Source organism: Streptomyces filamentosus (assembly GCF_014654895.1).
In the GTDB taxonomy this organism is placed as follows: domain Bacteria; phylum Actinomycetota; class Actinomycetes; order Streptomycetales; family Streptomycetaceae; genus Streptomyces; species Streptomyces filamentosus.
Window position 1 is genome coordinate 591,200 of record NZ_BNBE01000004.1, and the last position, 12,963, is coordinate 604,162.

At 73.6% G+C, this 12,963-nt stretch carries 12 protein-coding genes; 7 read left to right on the forward strand and 5 right to left on the reverse strand.

Annotated elements, in window-relative coordinates; all coding sequences use genetic code 11:
* Positions 1–12: 12 nt before the first annotated feature.
* Positions 13–783, forward strand: coding sequence for a hypothetical protein (locus tag IE326_RS36450; protein WP_190044628.1), 771 nt, complete (start codon positions 13–15; stop codon positions 781–783).
* Between the two features lie 65 nt (positions 784–848).
* Here IE326_RS36450 and IE326_RS36455 read toward each other — a convergent pair whose 3' ends face one another.
* Together IE326_RS36455 and IE326_RS36460 are read right to left on the reverse strand one after the other, a co-directional pair.
* Positions 849–1,208, reverse strand: a complete 360-nt coding sequence (locus tag IE326_RS36455) for a hypothetical protein (protein WP_150234058.1) — start codon at positions 1,206–1,208, stop codon at positions 849–851.
* 161 nt (positions 1,209–1,369) lie between these two features.
* Entirely contained in the window at positions 1,370–1,753 is a 384-nt protein-coding gene (locus IE326_RS36460) for a VOC family protein (protein ID WP_190044629.1), read from the reverse strand.
* 265 nt (positions 1,754–2,018) lie between these two features.
* Here IE326_RS36460 and IE326_RS36465 point away from each other — a divergent pair, with 265 nt between their 5' ends.
* From IE326_RS36465 to IE326_RS36475, 3 genes are all read left to right on the forward strand, one after another.
* Entirely contained in the window at positions 2,019–2,423 is a 405-nt protein-coding gene (locus IE326_RS36465; RefSeq protein ID WP_150234062.1) for an STAS domain-containing protein, read from the forward strand.
* A gap of 52 nt (positions 2,424–2,475) precedes the next feature.
* Entirely contained in the window at positions 2,476–3,276 is an 801-nt protein-coding gene (locus IE326_RS36470; RefSeq protein ID WP_190044630.1) for a maleylpyruvate isomerase family mycothiol-dependent enzyme, read from the forward strand.
* A gap of 591 nt (positions 3,277–3,867) precedes the next feature.
* Entirely contained in the window at positions 3,868–5,448 is a 1,581-nt protein-coding gene (locus tag IE326_RS36475; protein WP_190044631.1) for a right-handed parallel beta-helix repeat-containing protein, read from the forward strand.
* Here IE326_RS36475 and IE326_RS36480 read toward each other — a convergent pair.
* Genes IE326_RS36480 through IE326_RS36490 form a run of 3 tightly spaced genes read right to left on the reverse strand, consistent with a single transcriptional unit; the run spans position 5,438 to position 8,869 of the window.
* The gene (locus tag IE326_RS36480) at positions 5,438–6,127 is read right to left on the reverse strand and encodes an HAD family hydrolase (RefSeq protein WP_190044632.1); all 690 of its coding nucleotides are present in this window, start codon (positions 6,125–6,127) and stop codon (positions 5,438–5,440) included. The two genes, IE326_RS36475 and IE326_RS36480, sit on opposite strands and share 11 nt — an antisense overlap.
* A 55-nt stretch (positions 6,128–6,182) precedes the next feature.
* Positions 6,183–7,424, reverse strand: coding sequence for an MFS transporter (locus IE326_RS36485; protein ID WP_190044633.1), 1,242 nt, complete (start codon positions 7,422–7,424; stop codon positions 6,183–6,185).
* A gap of 50 nt (positions 7,425–7,474) precedes the next feature.
* Positions 7,475–8,869 (reverse strand): NAD(P)/FAD-dependent oxidoreductase, encoded by a 1,395-nt coding sequence (locus IE326_RS36490; RefSeq protein ID WP_190044634.1) that lies wholly within the window; start codon positions 8,867–8,869, stop codon positions 7,475–7,477.
* A 749-nt stretch (positions 8,870–9,618) separates the two neighbouring features.
* Between IE326_RS36490 and IE326_RS36495 the strand changes: the two genes are divergently transcribed.
* The 3 genes from IE326_RS36495 to IE326_RS36505 are packed head-to-tail and all read left to right on the forward strand — an operon-like array spanning position 9,619 to position 12,959.
* On the forward strand, positions 9,619–10,530 hold the full coding sequence (locus tag IE326_RS36495; RefSeq protein WP_150236180.1) for an SDR family NAD(P)-dependent oxidoreductase: 912 nt from the start codon (positions 9,619–9,621) through the stop codon (positions 10,528–10,530).
* Positions 10,531–10,541: 11 nt separating this feature from the next.
* Positions 10,542–11,411: an amidohydrolase family protein gene (locus IE326_RS36500; RefSeq protein ID WP_190045031.1), complete on the forward strand. Its 870-nt coding sequence runs from the start codon at positions 10,542–10,544 to the stop codon at positions 11,409–11,411.
* A 12-nt stretch (positions 11,412–11,423) separates the two neighbouring features.
* On the forward strand, positions 11,424–12,959 hold the full coding sequence (locus IE326_RS36505; protein ID WP_190044635.1) for an acyl-CoA synthetase: 1,536 nt from the start codon (positions 11,424–11,426) through the stop codon (positions 12,957–12,959).
* Positions 12,960–12,963: the final 4 nt, after the last annotated feature.

Below are 12,963 nucleotides of genomic sequence, written 5' to 3' on the forward strand. Positions count from 1 at the left end.
CCGAGGAGATCCATGGCCGACACCCTCAGCTCGCTGGCCGCCCGCGTGCACGAACTGCTGGTGGACCTCATGACCGGCGGCCCCTCCCCGACGGCCCTCGCGGGCTTCCACGACGCCGTCGCGCGCGCCTCGGCGCTCGGCCCCGACGGCGCGTGGCTCGCCGCGACGGCCCTCTCCACCCTCGGCACCCTGGACTGCGTGCAGGGACGGACCGAGCAGGGCCTCCGGAACCTCGACGCGGCGGTGACGGCCGGCTTCAACGACTGCGTGTCGTTCCACGTCCCCCATCTGCGCCCGCTGTACGGCGACCCCCGTTTCCAGGCCCTGTACCGGCGGATGCGCATCACGGCGGCGGACCTCGACGAACTCTTCTGGCTGCACCAGGAGATGCAGGTCATGTCGAGGGAGGCCCAGGACGCGAACGTCGACAGCATCGGCCGCCTCGACACCGGCGTGACGCTGCTCCCGAAGGCGCCCCTGCCGACCCGCGAGCCGGACACCCCCGGCATCCTCTGCACCCGGCTCGAACTCGCCGCGGTGCAGACCGCCCTCCAACAGGCCGCCCTGAAGGCCGACTTCCAGCGCAGCTCCGGCAACACCGCCCTCGGCCTCATCGACGGCCCGTGGGACCTCCCCCGCGCCCGGTACGACGCCCGGCACGCCGACGAACTCGACGAGCGGCGCCAACGGGCGGCCGAGGCACGGGCCTTCGTCGAACGCCCCGGCGCGGACCGGACGCTCGCACCGTGCCCGCCACTGGGCTCGATCACCTACCCGGCCTGAGGGCCCCCTGCCCGGATCCGTCCGCCGGCGGACGGATCCGGGCAGGGGGGCTCGGTGACCGCCGCTCAGGACCCGGACAGGAAGCCCTCTTCGACGCCGGCGAGGACGAACCCGTTCTCGAAGCGCACCCGGTAGGTGGTCCGGACCTCGCCCCCGCCCGCGTGCGCTCCGTACATGACCATCTGCCGACGGAGGTCGTCCATCAGCGCGGCCACGTGCCCCGGGAACCGGCCGGAGCGGAACTGGCTGTCGAACTCGGCGAGTTTCTCCCCGAGCACCCCGCCCTCCTCCCGCGCCGATCCCAGGACGACGCCCCTCAGCCCCTCGGCCAGGAACAGCGGCCCGGCGAACCCCGCCCCGCCCCCGCCCTGGGTGATCGGGACGTCCTCGGTCAGCCGCACCTGCGCACCGGTCTCGTACGGCATGGCGTACCCCCCTTCGCTCGACCTCGCCCGTGACCTCGGTCGCGGCCACGGCGCCGGCCAGCGTAGTCCGGCGCCGGAGGTGCGTCCCCCGATTCGGGAACTCAGGAGACACCAGAGGAACTCGTAGGACCTTGGGGGTACTTGGGGAAGCCCGGCGGTCCTCAGGGGTGCGCAGCCGCGCGTTCCGATGCGCTGCGGAGGACGCAGAACTCGTTGCCCTCGGGGTCGGCGAGGACCGCCCAGCCGGTGCCGTCGGGATCGCGGTGGTCGGCGAGGAAGGTCGCACCGAGGGCCAGCAGCCGTTCCACCTCCTGGTCGCGCGAGGTGTCGGGGCGCAGGCAGAGGTGGAGCCGGTTCTTGTCCCGCTTGGGCTCGGGGACCTGGTTGAAGTAGAGAGCGGGGCCCTCCGCCAGGAGCACCCGGGTCTCCCGGTCGCCCGGCGCGCTGTCCGGGTCCAGCGGGCGGCCGGTCACCCCGCTCCAGAAGAGGGCGAGCCCGTAGGCGTCCGCGCAGTCGACCGCCACGTTCTGGAGCACCGAGACCATGTGCGCCGCCCTTCCTTCTTCCGTCCGCGAAACCACCGAGTCTCGCACACGGAATCCGGCCGGGGAGGACCGTCGGACGGGGGCCGTGCGGGAGATCGTGCGTGCGCGTGGGGGCAGCCGCGCCCGGACCTCGGCTTTCGCCCGGGGACGTCCACGTCTCGGGACGGGTGACCGATCCGTGGACCGCCGTGCGCGGAAGCGGACTCTCGGGTGAGGATGCTGCGGACGGCCAGGGACGTGGCCGGGAGCGAGGAGAGAGACGACGATGACCATCGAGTGGCGCTACACCATCCACCCCGGCCTCGGTGTGCTCTCCCTGGCCGGGTTCCTGGGGCAGGAGGCCGTGGGCCGGTTCCAGGGGGCCGTCGGCTGGGCGCTCGCCCGGGGCACCGGGCCCGTGGTGCTGGACCTGACCGGCCTGCGCGGCTGGTCCGACGGCGGGCGGCTCGCCGTCTCGGAGGCCGCGTCGCGGCTCGCCGCCGAAGGGCGGGGCCTCGAACTCGCCGCCGTGCCGGAGCGCGGCACCCTCGCCCCCGACGGCCGCTTCGTCTGCGACGCCCAGGTGACCATCGCCGTCCACGGCGACCTCGCCGCCGCCCTGGCCGCCCACCGCGACCGCGGCGCCGAGGAACGCGAATGGCGCAGCGACGCCTGGCCGGGGAACGGCTGAGGCCGCGCGAAAACCACTGTCCGATCACCGGGCCCGGTGATAGACACCCCGCGTGGAAAAGAATCCCGAGTTCCCCGAGCTGTTGCGATGGATCGACGAACGGTCGGCCGCCTTCCGCGCCGTGATCGCCGCCGCGCCCGGTCTCGACGCACCAGTGCCGACCTGCCCCGGGTGGACGCTGCTCGACCTGGTGAGGCACCTGGGCGGGGGAGACCGCTTCTGGGCCGCCATCGTCGGCGCGGGACCCTCCGACGCGCCCCCGGCGGAGGCCGTCGCCGCGCGCGCCGCGCTGGAAGTGCCGGGGGAACGCGAGGCCCTGTCGGCCTGGCTGGACGCTTCGACGCGGCTTCTGCTGGACGCCCTGCGCACGGCGGGGCCGGAGAGCGGCTGCTGGACGTGGTGGCCCGCGTCGCAGTCGCCGCAGACCGCCGGCGGCACCGCCCGGCACCGGGTCCAGGAGACCGCGGTGCACACCTACGACGCCCAGCTCGCCCTGGGCGCCCCGCAGCCGCTGCCGGCCGCGCTCGCGCTGGACGGCGTGGAGGAGTTCCTGCTCACCGTCTGCGCGACGCCGAGCGGCTGGCCCCACAGGCCCACGGCCTTCGACTTCCACGCCTCCGAGGGCCGCTCCTGGCGCCTCACCGTCGACGGCGACGGCGCACGCGCCACCCGCGTCCCCGCGCCCGCCGCCGGGACCGGCGAGGCCCCGGACGCGGCCGGCGCCTCCGTGTACGGCACGGCGAGTGAGCTGGTCCTCTACCTGTACGACCGGATCAAGGCCGACTCCTTGCGCGTCGACGGGGACGCGGGGCTGCTCGACCTGCTCCGCGCCTGGGAGCCGGAGGAGAAGTAGGACGGCAGGACGCAGCGGGGGCGGCCGGCCACGCCCCGCCCGGCGGGACACGGTTCTTCGCCGGGTCCGCCGGTCGCGGCACCGGCCCCGGGCCCGCGAAGCGGCCTCGGCCGGCGACCCCGGGGCGGTCACCCCGGGCTGGCCACCTCAGGCTGGCCACCTCAGGGCGATCACCTCAGGACTGTACCGACCCGGCCGTCCGCCGGGAGGAGCCTGCGCATCCGCCCCACCCCCCACGACCACAGCCACGCCACGCCGCGCTCCGCAGGCGACCGGAGACCCGTTGCCGCCGCACGACACCGGACGTGATCCACCACCTGGCCGACAGCAGCCTGGAACGACAGCCCACACCCTCCGGCTCCCCTGGGACCGGCCCCGGACATCACTCCTCCCCCACCCCCCTCATTCACGTACACGAACTTCCCTGTCGAAGATCCCCGAAATTCCCCTCCTCCACCCTCCCTTGCGTTCAGATCCATGAACAACAACCACACACCCGCATCTTGACGTGCCTCCGACACCCGCCCTAGCGTCACCCTCCAGAAAGCGCTTTCTCCGTGTCCGAGCCGCCTCCCCCACCAGGAGACACCGATGCGCACCACACCCCTCGCCCTCAGTCTGGGTCTCGTCGCCGGCACGATCGTCGCGTTGTCGGCGGCGGGGGGCGCCCAGGCCGCCACCGGGCGGTACGAGGCCGAGGTCTCGCCCGCCGTCTGCGACGGCACGATCGACTCCGACTGGTCCGGGTTCTCCGGGAGCGGGTTCTGCAACGGGACCAACGCCGTCGGGGCCCACGTGCAGTTCGCCGTGTCGGCGCCCGCCGCCGGGACGGCGACCCTCACCGTACGGTTCGCCAACGGGACGGCGACCGCCCGGCCCGCCGATGTCGTCGTCAACGGCACGACGGTGGCGGCGGGGGCCTCGTTCGAGTCCACCGGCGTCTGGACCGGGTGGACGTCGAAGACGTTCACCGTGCCCGTCGCCGCCGGGGCCAACACCGTCCGGCTCAGCCCGACGACCGCCGCCGGGCTTCCCAACGTCGACCACGTCGAGCTCACCACCGCCGACGCCCCCGCCCCCGCCGGGCCCGTGCTCTACGTGTCGCCCGCCGGGACCGCGGGCGCCTCCGGCAGCCAGGCCGATCCGACGACGCTGGCCTCCGCGATCACCCGGATCGGCGCGGGCGGCACGATCTACCTGCGCGGCGGGACCTACGACCACGCACAGACGGTGACCGTCGCGCCGGGCAACGACGGCACCGCCGCCGCCCGCAAGACGATCGCCGCCTACCCGGGCGAGACGCCGGTGCTGGACTTCTCGGCGATGGCGGAGTCCTCGTCCAACCGGGGGCTCGCGCTCAACGGGAACTTCTGGCACGTGAAGGGGCTGGTCGTCCAGCGGGCCGGCGACAACGGCATCTACGTCGGCGGCAGCGACAACGTCATCGAGCGCACGGTCACCCGCTTCAACCGCGACACCGGCCTCCAGCTCGGCCGGATCGCCTCCGGCACGCCGCGCGCCCAGTGGCCGGCCCGCAACCTCATGGTGAGCGTCGAGTCGCACGACAACGCCGACGCGGCCGGCGAGAACGCGGACGGCTTCGCCGCCAAGCTGACCACCGGCCCCGGCAACGTCTTCCGGTACGCCGTCGCCCACCACAACATCGACGACGGCTGGGACCTCTACACCAAGCCGGACACGGGCGCCATCGACCCGGTGACGATCGAGAACTCCCTCGCGTACACCAACGGCACGCTCTCCGACGGGACCGTGAACGCCAACGGCGACCGCAACGGCTACAAGCTGGGCGGCGAGTCCATCGCCGTCGACCACGTCGTGCGGCGCAGCATCGCCTACCGCAACGGCAAGCACGGCTTCACGTACAACAGCAACCCGGGTTCGCTGAAGGTCTCCGAGAACATCTCGGTCGACAACGCCCAGCGGAACTACACCTTCGAGGCCGGTACGTCGGTCTTCCGGGGCAACACCTCCTGCCGGAGCACGAGCTCCGGGACCAACGACAAGCTCGTGGGCGACGCCGACGCGTCGAACCAGTTCTGGTCCGGTACGAACGGATCCCGGTGCGCGAACCACTCCGGCGCGCTCGGCTGGTCCTTCGCCTCGAACGGTTCGCTGGCCGTCACCTTCGGGGGCCGTCCCGTCACCTGGTGAGCCGGTGGACCGCGCGCCCGTGCCCGTTCGCTCGGGTGCGGGCGCGCAGTTCCCTGCCGAGGGCGTACGCGGCCCGCAGGTCGTCGCCCTCGTACCCGGCGCCGGCCAGTGCGCGCAGCGCCGGGGAGGCGTTGACGGCCACGGTGTGGCGCAGGACGGAGAAGAGCGGCACGTCGGAGCCGGAGTCCCCGTAGGCCACGCAGGAGTCGCGGTCGAGACCGAGGGCGGTACGGAGGCGGTCGACGGCCGTCACCTTGTCCTCGGGGACGAGGATCCCGGCCGGGTCGGGCGCGGAGCGGAACGGCGGGGGCGGGAAGGCGGAGGCGACCACGTCGTCGACGCCGAGGCCGCGCAGCCGGGTGGCGAAGAAGTCCGGCGACATGGTGACGACGACGGCCCGGTCGCCCCGGCCACGGATGTCCGCGAGGACCTCGGCCAGTCCGCCGATCCAGGGCGCCGCGTCGAAGGTCTCGGCGACGACGGCCGGGGTCAGCTCCCGCCACAGCCCGTACAGGGCTGCGGCGAAGCCGCGGGTGTCGATGGCCCCGGCGGCGAACTCGGCTTCCAGGGAGCGCAGTTCGTCCAGGCAGTCGAGCCGGGCGGCGATCTCCAGGGCCGCCGAGGTGTTCCTCAGCAGCGTGCCGTCCATGTCGAAGACGTGCAGCAGCCGACCGTCCATCGCCCCTCCCCTCCGGGTCCTGATCCCGGTCCGGGTCCGGATGCGGGTGCGGGGGTCAGCGTACGCCGCGGACGAAGAAGACCGACACGGCGCCCGCGAGGGTGATGAGGGCAGCGATGACGTACAGGCCGTCGTAGCCGAGGGCGCCGACGATCGCCGAGGCCAGGAAGGGGGCGAGGATCTGCGGTCCGGCGTTGGCGACGTTGAGGACACCCATGTCGCGGGCCGCGTCGCCGGCGGACGGCAGGACGAGGGTGACGAGGGCGGTGTCGACGGCGAGGTAGGAGCCGAAGGCGAGGCCGATGAGGACCGTGAAGACCAGCATGCCGGTCCAGTCCGGACTGACGACCGGCACCAGCATGGCGACGGCGCACAGCACGGAGGAGACGAAGACCAGCGGTTTGCGGCGGCCCGTCCGGTCGGACAGCACCCCGCCGAGGACGGTGGCGAGGAGGGTGACGCCGGCGTCGATGGGGGCGATGAAGGCGACGGCCTCCTCGGACTCCAGGCCCGCGGGCAGTTCGATGTGGTCCTGGAGGATGTACAGCTGGAAGAGGGAGACCGCGAAGAAGCCCAGCATCATCAGGAAGCGGCCGATGAAGACCCAGCGGAAGTCGGCGGACTCCAGGGTGCGGGCGAAGGCACTGAACCGGCCGCGCGGCGGCTCCGGTTCGGCCCGGGGGCGGCGGTGGTCGCGGACGACCGCGGTGAAGAGGACGGCGGCACCCGCGATGACGGCTCCCATGACGAGGTAGCCGAGGGCGAGGTCGCCGGGGACGAAGAGGGCGGCGGTGGAGATGCCGACGGCGGTGCCGATGGGGGTGCCGATGCCGACCATCGCGGAGGCCAGGCCGCGGCGTTCGACGGGCACGCGGTCGGGGACGACCGCGGTCAGGGCCGCCTGGTAGACGTTCATCATCGCCTGGACGAGGCACCAGCCGATGGTGACGAGGAGGACGCTGCGGGCCTGGCCGAGCAGGGCCAGGGCGCCGAGGGCGGCGAGTCCGCCGCCGAGGATCCACGGGTTGCGCCGCCCCGACCGGTCGGAGAGCACGCCCGCGAGGGGGTTGAAGAGGGTCGCGAAGATCGCCGCGACGCCGGAGACCAGACCGAAGTTGGCGACCTTGTCCGCCGGGTCGACCAGCTCGACCTGGACGGGGAGGAGCACCGCCCCGATGCCCATGTAGACCATGTACATCGCCGCGTTGGCGACGGTCAGCATGGGCATCAGACGCAGCAGGGGACCCTTGCCGATGGGGGCGGTCCCCTCGGAGGCGGTCGTCGGCGGGGCGGTCATGGCGGTGCTCCTTGCAGAGGTGGTGCGGGTGGTGCGGGTGGCGTCGGCGGTCAGCTGCCGAAGCCGAGGCCGAAGCGGTCGAGGGCGCGCAGCCACAGGTCGCGGCGGCCCTCGTTGCGGTCGGACCGGGTGAGCGAGCGCTGGGTGATGCCGATGCCGATCGAGCGGACGGGCTCGGGCGGGAAGGGCAGCGGCTTGCGGCGGACGAGGGCGAGGGAGGTGCGCTCGGTGCGCTCGCCGGCCAGCAGGTCGAGCATCACCTCGGCGCCGAAGCGGGTGGCGCCGACGCCGAGGCCGGTGAAGCCGGCGGCGTACGCGACCTTGCCGTGGTGACTCGTGTCGAAGAAGACACAGAAACGGGTGCTGGTGTCGATGGCCCCGCCCCAGGCGTGACTGAACCGGAGCCCTTCCAGCTGCGGGAAGGTCGTGAAGAAGGTGCGGGCGAGGGTGGCGAAGGTCTCGGGCCGCCGCTCCCGCTCGGCGCTGACGCGGCCGGCATAGTCGTAGACGACGTCGTAGCCGCCCCACAGGATCCGGTTGTCGGCGGAGATCCGCACGTAGTGGAAGTGGTTGGCGGGGTCGGACCAGCCCTGGCGGTTCTTCCAGCCCACGGCGGCGAGCTGTTCCTCGCTCAGCGGCTCCGTCATCAGTGCGTAGTCGTAGACGGGGACCGTGTAGAGGCGGTGGCGGCGCAGCAGCGAGGGGTAGGCGTTGGTGGCGAGGGCGACGCGGCGGGCGGTGACCCGGCCGTAGGGGGTGCGGACGGCGACGACGGCGCCGTGCTCGTCGAGGGAGAGGCCGGGGGTGTGCTCGTGGATGCGGACGCCGAGGCCGAGGCACGCCTGCTTGAGTCCCCAGGCGAGCCTGGCCGGGTTGACCATGGCGGTGTCGCTCTTGTTCCACATGCCGCCGAGGAAGGTCGGGGAGTCGATCTCGGCGCGGACGGCGTCGGCGTCGAGGAGGGCGGTGTCGGCGCCGTACCGGGCGGCGGTCTCGGCCTCCTCGGCGAGCCATTCGACCTGGTGGGGTTCGGTGGCGACGGTGAGGGAGCCGGTGCGTTCCCAGTCGCAGTCGATGCCGTAGCGCCGGACGGCGTCCTCCATGGCCCGGAGGTTCTCGCGGCCGAGGCGTTCGAGGGTGCCGATCTCGTCGGGCCAGCGGTCGAGGCCGTTGCCCAGGCCGTGGGTGAGGCTCGATTCGCAGAAGCCGCCGTTGCGGCCGGACGCCGCGTGGCCGATCTCCTCGCCCTCGATGAGGACGACGTCGGTGGAGGGGTCGCGTTCCTTGGCGACGAGGGCGGTCCACAGGCCGGCGTAGCCGCCGCCGACGACGAGGAGGTCGCAGGTGGTGCCTTCGACGAGGGCGGGTTCGGCCTGGGGGCGGCGGGGATCGTCGAGCCAGAACGGGGCCGGCGCGACGTCCCGCAGCGCGTGCAGGTGGTCCATGGGGATGTCCTTCGGATCGCGGAGGAGCCCGGTCGCGGAGCTCCTTCCGAGGTGCCGCCCATGAGACCCGGCGCCGCGACACAAGGTCAATGGTGTTGACGTAAGGGTCCGTGCGCCCGCCCCGGCCCGCCCCGGAGGGGGGCCGGCCCCCGGCCGCGGCGCGGCGGCCCGGCCGCGGAACGCCCTGATACGGTCCCCGAACCCGAGGGCCGCCGCGAGGGGTCCGACGCCCATGCGGCTGGGGGCCGTCCGACGCCAGGCAGCCGGGGGCCGCCTGGCGTCCACCCGGCCGGGGCTCCCGGCCTGCTCCGGAGCAGGCCGGGAGCCCCGGCCGGACGAGCCGGGAGCGCAGGTCGTGGCGGTGCCGGCCCAGGAGACCCCGGGCGACCGCGCGGGTCGGGGTGGAACGGACGGCGTCCTCGGCGGCACGGCCGAGGGCGCCGCTGAAACCCACCGAGGAGACCCCGGGGCGGTGCCGCACACATGGATGCCGAAGAAGCCCGGCACCAGGGAGCGGGGGCGGGCCTGCGGAGCCGGGGCCGTCCGCCCGGGTGCGGTACGGGAGGGCGGGGCGCGGCGGGCGGGACGGGCAGGGACCCCCCGGAAACAACATTCGGCACTTTCTTGACCGTGGACGAGAAGTTGCCTAGCTTTGGCGCCGCCGGTGCGTGTGCGAGGCGGGGATCCCGCGCCCCGCCCCCGGCGCCCCTCGACTCACGGGAAGGACCCCGTCCATGACTTCTCCCCAGGTGAACCCGGTGGATCTCACCGGCAAGGTCGCCGTCGTCACCGGCAGCGGCCGGGGCCTCGGCCTCGCCTACGCCCGCTCGCTCGCCGCCGCCGGCGCGGCCGTCGTCGTCAACGACGTGGACGCGGAGGCCGCCGAAGCGGCCGTGAAGGAGATCACCGGGGCGGGCGGCCGCGCCGTCGCCGAGGTGGTCCCGGTCGGTTCGGCCGAGGCCGCCGAGGCGCTCGTCGCCCGCGCGGTCGACAGCTTCGGCCGCATCGACACGATGGTCACCAACGCGGGCGTGCTCCGCGACCGCGTGCTGTGGAAGATGACCGACGACGACTTCGACACCGTCGTCCAGGTGCACCTGCGCGGCACCTTCACCTGCGTCCGCGCCGCCGTGGAGCGCATGCGCGCGCAGGGCGACGGCGGCCGGATCGTCGTCGCGGGCTCCCCCGCCGGGCAGCGCGGCAACTTCGGCCAGACCAACTACGCCGCCGCCAAGGCCGGCATCGCCGCCATGGTCCGCACCTGGGCGATGGAGCTGGGCCGCGCGGGCATCACCGCCAACGCCGTCATCCCGGTCGCCGCCACCGCCATGACCAAGACCGTCCCGGTCTTCGCCCCGCACATCGAGGCGCTGGAGCAGGACGGCACCCCCTTCCCGGACAGCCTGCGCAAGGGCGAGGGCTTCGGCACCGCCGAGGACGTCGCCGGCCTGGTCGCCTTCCTCGCCTCGGACGCCTCCGCCGGCGTGACCGGCCAGTGCATCGGCATCGGCGGCGACAAGCTGGCCCTCTGGTCGCACCCGCAGGAGATCGCGGTGGCGTACGCGGACGGCGGCTGGAGCGCGGACGCGATCGCCGCCGCCTGGCCGGTCTCGGTCGGCCGCGCGCCGGAGACCTACGGCATCCCCGCCCCGGTCCTGTGAGCGGCGCCGTGATGGACCTCGACGCGCTCGTCGCCATCGACGTGCACGCCCACGCGGAGGTCTCCGCGAAGGGCGGGGCGTCGCTCTCGGCCGAGCTGGACGCCGCCGCCGGCGCCTACTTCAAGGCGGAGCACCGGCACCCGACGCTCCCGGAGATCGCCGCGTACTACCGCGAGCGGTCGATGGCCTGCGTGGTCTTCACCGTGGACGCGGAGTCCGCCACCGGCACCGTGCCGGTGCCAAACGAGGAGATCGCCGAGGCCGCCGCCGAGAACCCGGACGTGATCATCCCCTTCGCGGGCGTCGACCCCTTCAAGGGCAAGTCGGCGGTCCGTCAGATCCGGCGGCTGGTCGAGGAGTTCGGGGTCAAGGGCTTCAAGTTCCACCCGAACATCCAGGCGTTCCACCCCAACGACCGGATGGCCTATCCGCTGTACGAGGCCATCGAGGACGCGGGCGCGATCGCGGTCTTCCACACCGGGCAGACCGGCATCGGCGCGGGCGCCCCGGGCGGCGGCGGGATCCGGCTGAAGTACTCGAACCCGATGGACGTGGACGACGTCGCCGCCGACTTCCCCTGCATGCGGATCGTCCTCGCCCACCCGTCCTTCCCCTGGCAGGACGAGGCGCTCGCGGTGGCCACCCACAAGCCGAACGTGCACATCGACCTGTCCGGCTGGTCCCCGAAGTACTTCCCGCCGCAGCTCGTCCGCTACGCCGACAGCCTGCTCCAGGACAAGGTCCTCTTCGGCTCGGACTACCCGCTGCTGACCCCGGACCGCTGGCTCGCGGACTTCGCCGCGCTGCCGATCAAGGACGAGGTCCGGCCGAAGATCCTCAAGGAGAACGCGGCCCGGCTGCTCGGCCTCACCACCACCTGAGGGAGAGACCCCATGCGCAACCAGGGCATCGGGTCCTGGCCGGCCCGCCGGGGCCGCAGGACTCCCCGCCGCACCGCCCTCCTCCACGAGGGACGGTCCTTCGACTACGCGGCGCTGCACGAGCGTTCCACCCGGCTCGCCCACGCCCTGCGGGGCGCGGGCGTGGGGCGCGGGGACCGGGTCGCCTTCCTGGGCCCGAACCATCCCGCCCACCTGGAGACGCTGTTCGCCTCCGGGATCCTCGGGGCGGTCTTCGTCCCGCTCAACAACCGCCTCACCGTGGCCGAACTCGCCTTCCAGCTGGCCGACTCCGGCAGCCGGGTGCTGGTGCACGCCCGGCAGCCGGACGGCAAGGCCGCCGAACTGGCCTCGGCCGCAGGCCCCCTGACCCTCCTCTCCGTCGAGGGCGAGGGACCCGGGCAGGGGTACGAGGAGCTGCTCGCGGCCTCCTCCACGGAGGAGATCGACGAGGAGGTGGGACACGACGACGCCTGCCTCATCATGTACACCTCGGGCACCACGGGCCGGGCCAAGGGCGCCGTCCTCACCCACGGCAACATCGTCTGGAACAGCCTCAACGTCGTCGTGGACACCGACGTCGCCGGTGACGAGGTCGCCCTCGTGAGCGCCCCGCTCTTCCACACCGGCTCGCTGAACATGAGCTGCCTTCCGACCCTCCTCAAGGGCGGCACGGTGCTCCTGGAGTCCGCCTTCGAAGCGGAGCGGGCCCTGCGCCTGATCGAACTCCACGGCGTCACGGCGCTGTTCGGCGTCCCCACCATGTACGACGCGATGGCGTCCGCGCCCGGCTGGAAGGAGGCGGACCTGACCAGTCTGCGCCTCCTGCTGTGCGGCGGCGCACCCGTCCCCACCCGCACCGCGCGGACCTTTCTGGAGCGGGGGCTCGCCTTCGTCCAGGGGTACGGCATGACCGAGGCGTCGCCCGGGGCGCTGGTCCTGGACCGCGGCGACTCGGCCCGCAAGGCCGGCTCGGCGGGCGTGCCGCACTTCTTCACCGACGTGCGGGTGATCCGCCCGGACGGCACGGAGACGGCACCCGGCGAGAAGGGCGAGGTCGTGGTCGCCGGACCGAACGTGACCCCGGGCTACTGGAACCTCCCGGAGGCGACCGCCGCGGCCTTCCGCGACGGGGGGCGCTTCCGGTCCGGTGACGTCGCCACCGTCGACGCCGAGGGGTACGTCACGCTCGTCGACCGCCTCAAGGACATGATCATCTCGGGCGGGGAGAACATCTACCCCGCCGAGGTCGAGGACGCGCTGCTGCGGCACCCCGACGTCGCCGAGGCCGCCGTCATCGGCGTCCCCGACGCCCGCTGGGGCGAGGTCGGGCGGGCGGTCGTCGTGCTGCGCCCCGGCACCGCGCCCACCGCCGAGGAGCTCCTCGGTCACCTGGAGGGCCTGCTGGCCCGCTACAAGCTCCCGCGGAGCTTCGTCCTCGTCCCCGAACTGCCCCGCAACGCCACCGGAAAGCTGCTGAAGGGCCCGATCCGGGACCGCTACGGCAGCACCCCCGCCCCCACCGACTGAACCT

Excerpts from the sequence above, each read along its gene's own strand:
- IE326_RS36505 (WP_190044635.1), top strand. The coding sequence starts at position 11,424 with ATGCGCAACCAGGGCATCGGGTCCTGGCCGGCCCGCCGGGGCCGCAGG.
- IE326_RS36465 (WP_150234062.1), top strand. The coding sequence starts at position 2,019 with ATGACCATCGAGTGGCGCTACACCATCCACCCCGGCCTCGGTGTGCTC.
- IE326_RS36450 (WP_190044628.1), top strand. The coding sequence starts at position 13 with ATGGCCGACACCCTCAGCTCGCTGGCCGCCCGCGTGCACGAACTGCTG.
- IE326_RS36475 (WP_190044631.1), top strand. The coding sequence starts at position 3,868 with ATGCGCACCACACCCCTCGCCCTCAGTCTGGGTCTCGTCGCCGGCACG.
- IE326_RS36480 (WP_190044632.1), bottom strand. The coding sequence starts at position 6,127 with ATGGACGGTCGGCTGCTGCACGTCTTCGACATGGACGGCACGCTGCTG.
- IE326_RS36490 (WP_190044634.1), bottom strand. The coding sequence starts at position 8,869 with ATGGACCACCTGCACGCGCTGCGGGACGTCGCGCCGGCCCCGTTCTGG.
- IE326_RS36455 (WP_150234058.1), bottom strand. The coding sequence starts at position 1,208 with ATGCCGTACGAGACCGGTGCGCAGGTGCGGCTGACCGAGGACGTCCCG.
- IE326_RS36485 (WP_190044633.1), bottom strand. The coding sequence starts at position 7,424 with ATGACCGCCCCGCCGACGACCGCCTCCGAGGGGACCGCCCCCATCGGC.
- IE326_RS36500 (WP_190045031.1), top strand. The coding sequence starts at position 10,542 with ATGGACCTCGACGCGCTCGTCGCCATCGACGTGCACGCCCACGCGGAG.
- IE326_RS36460 (WP_190044629.1), bottom strand. The coding sequence starts at position 1,753 with ATGGTCTCGGTGCTCCAGAACGTGGCGGTCGACTGCGCGGACGCCTAC.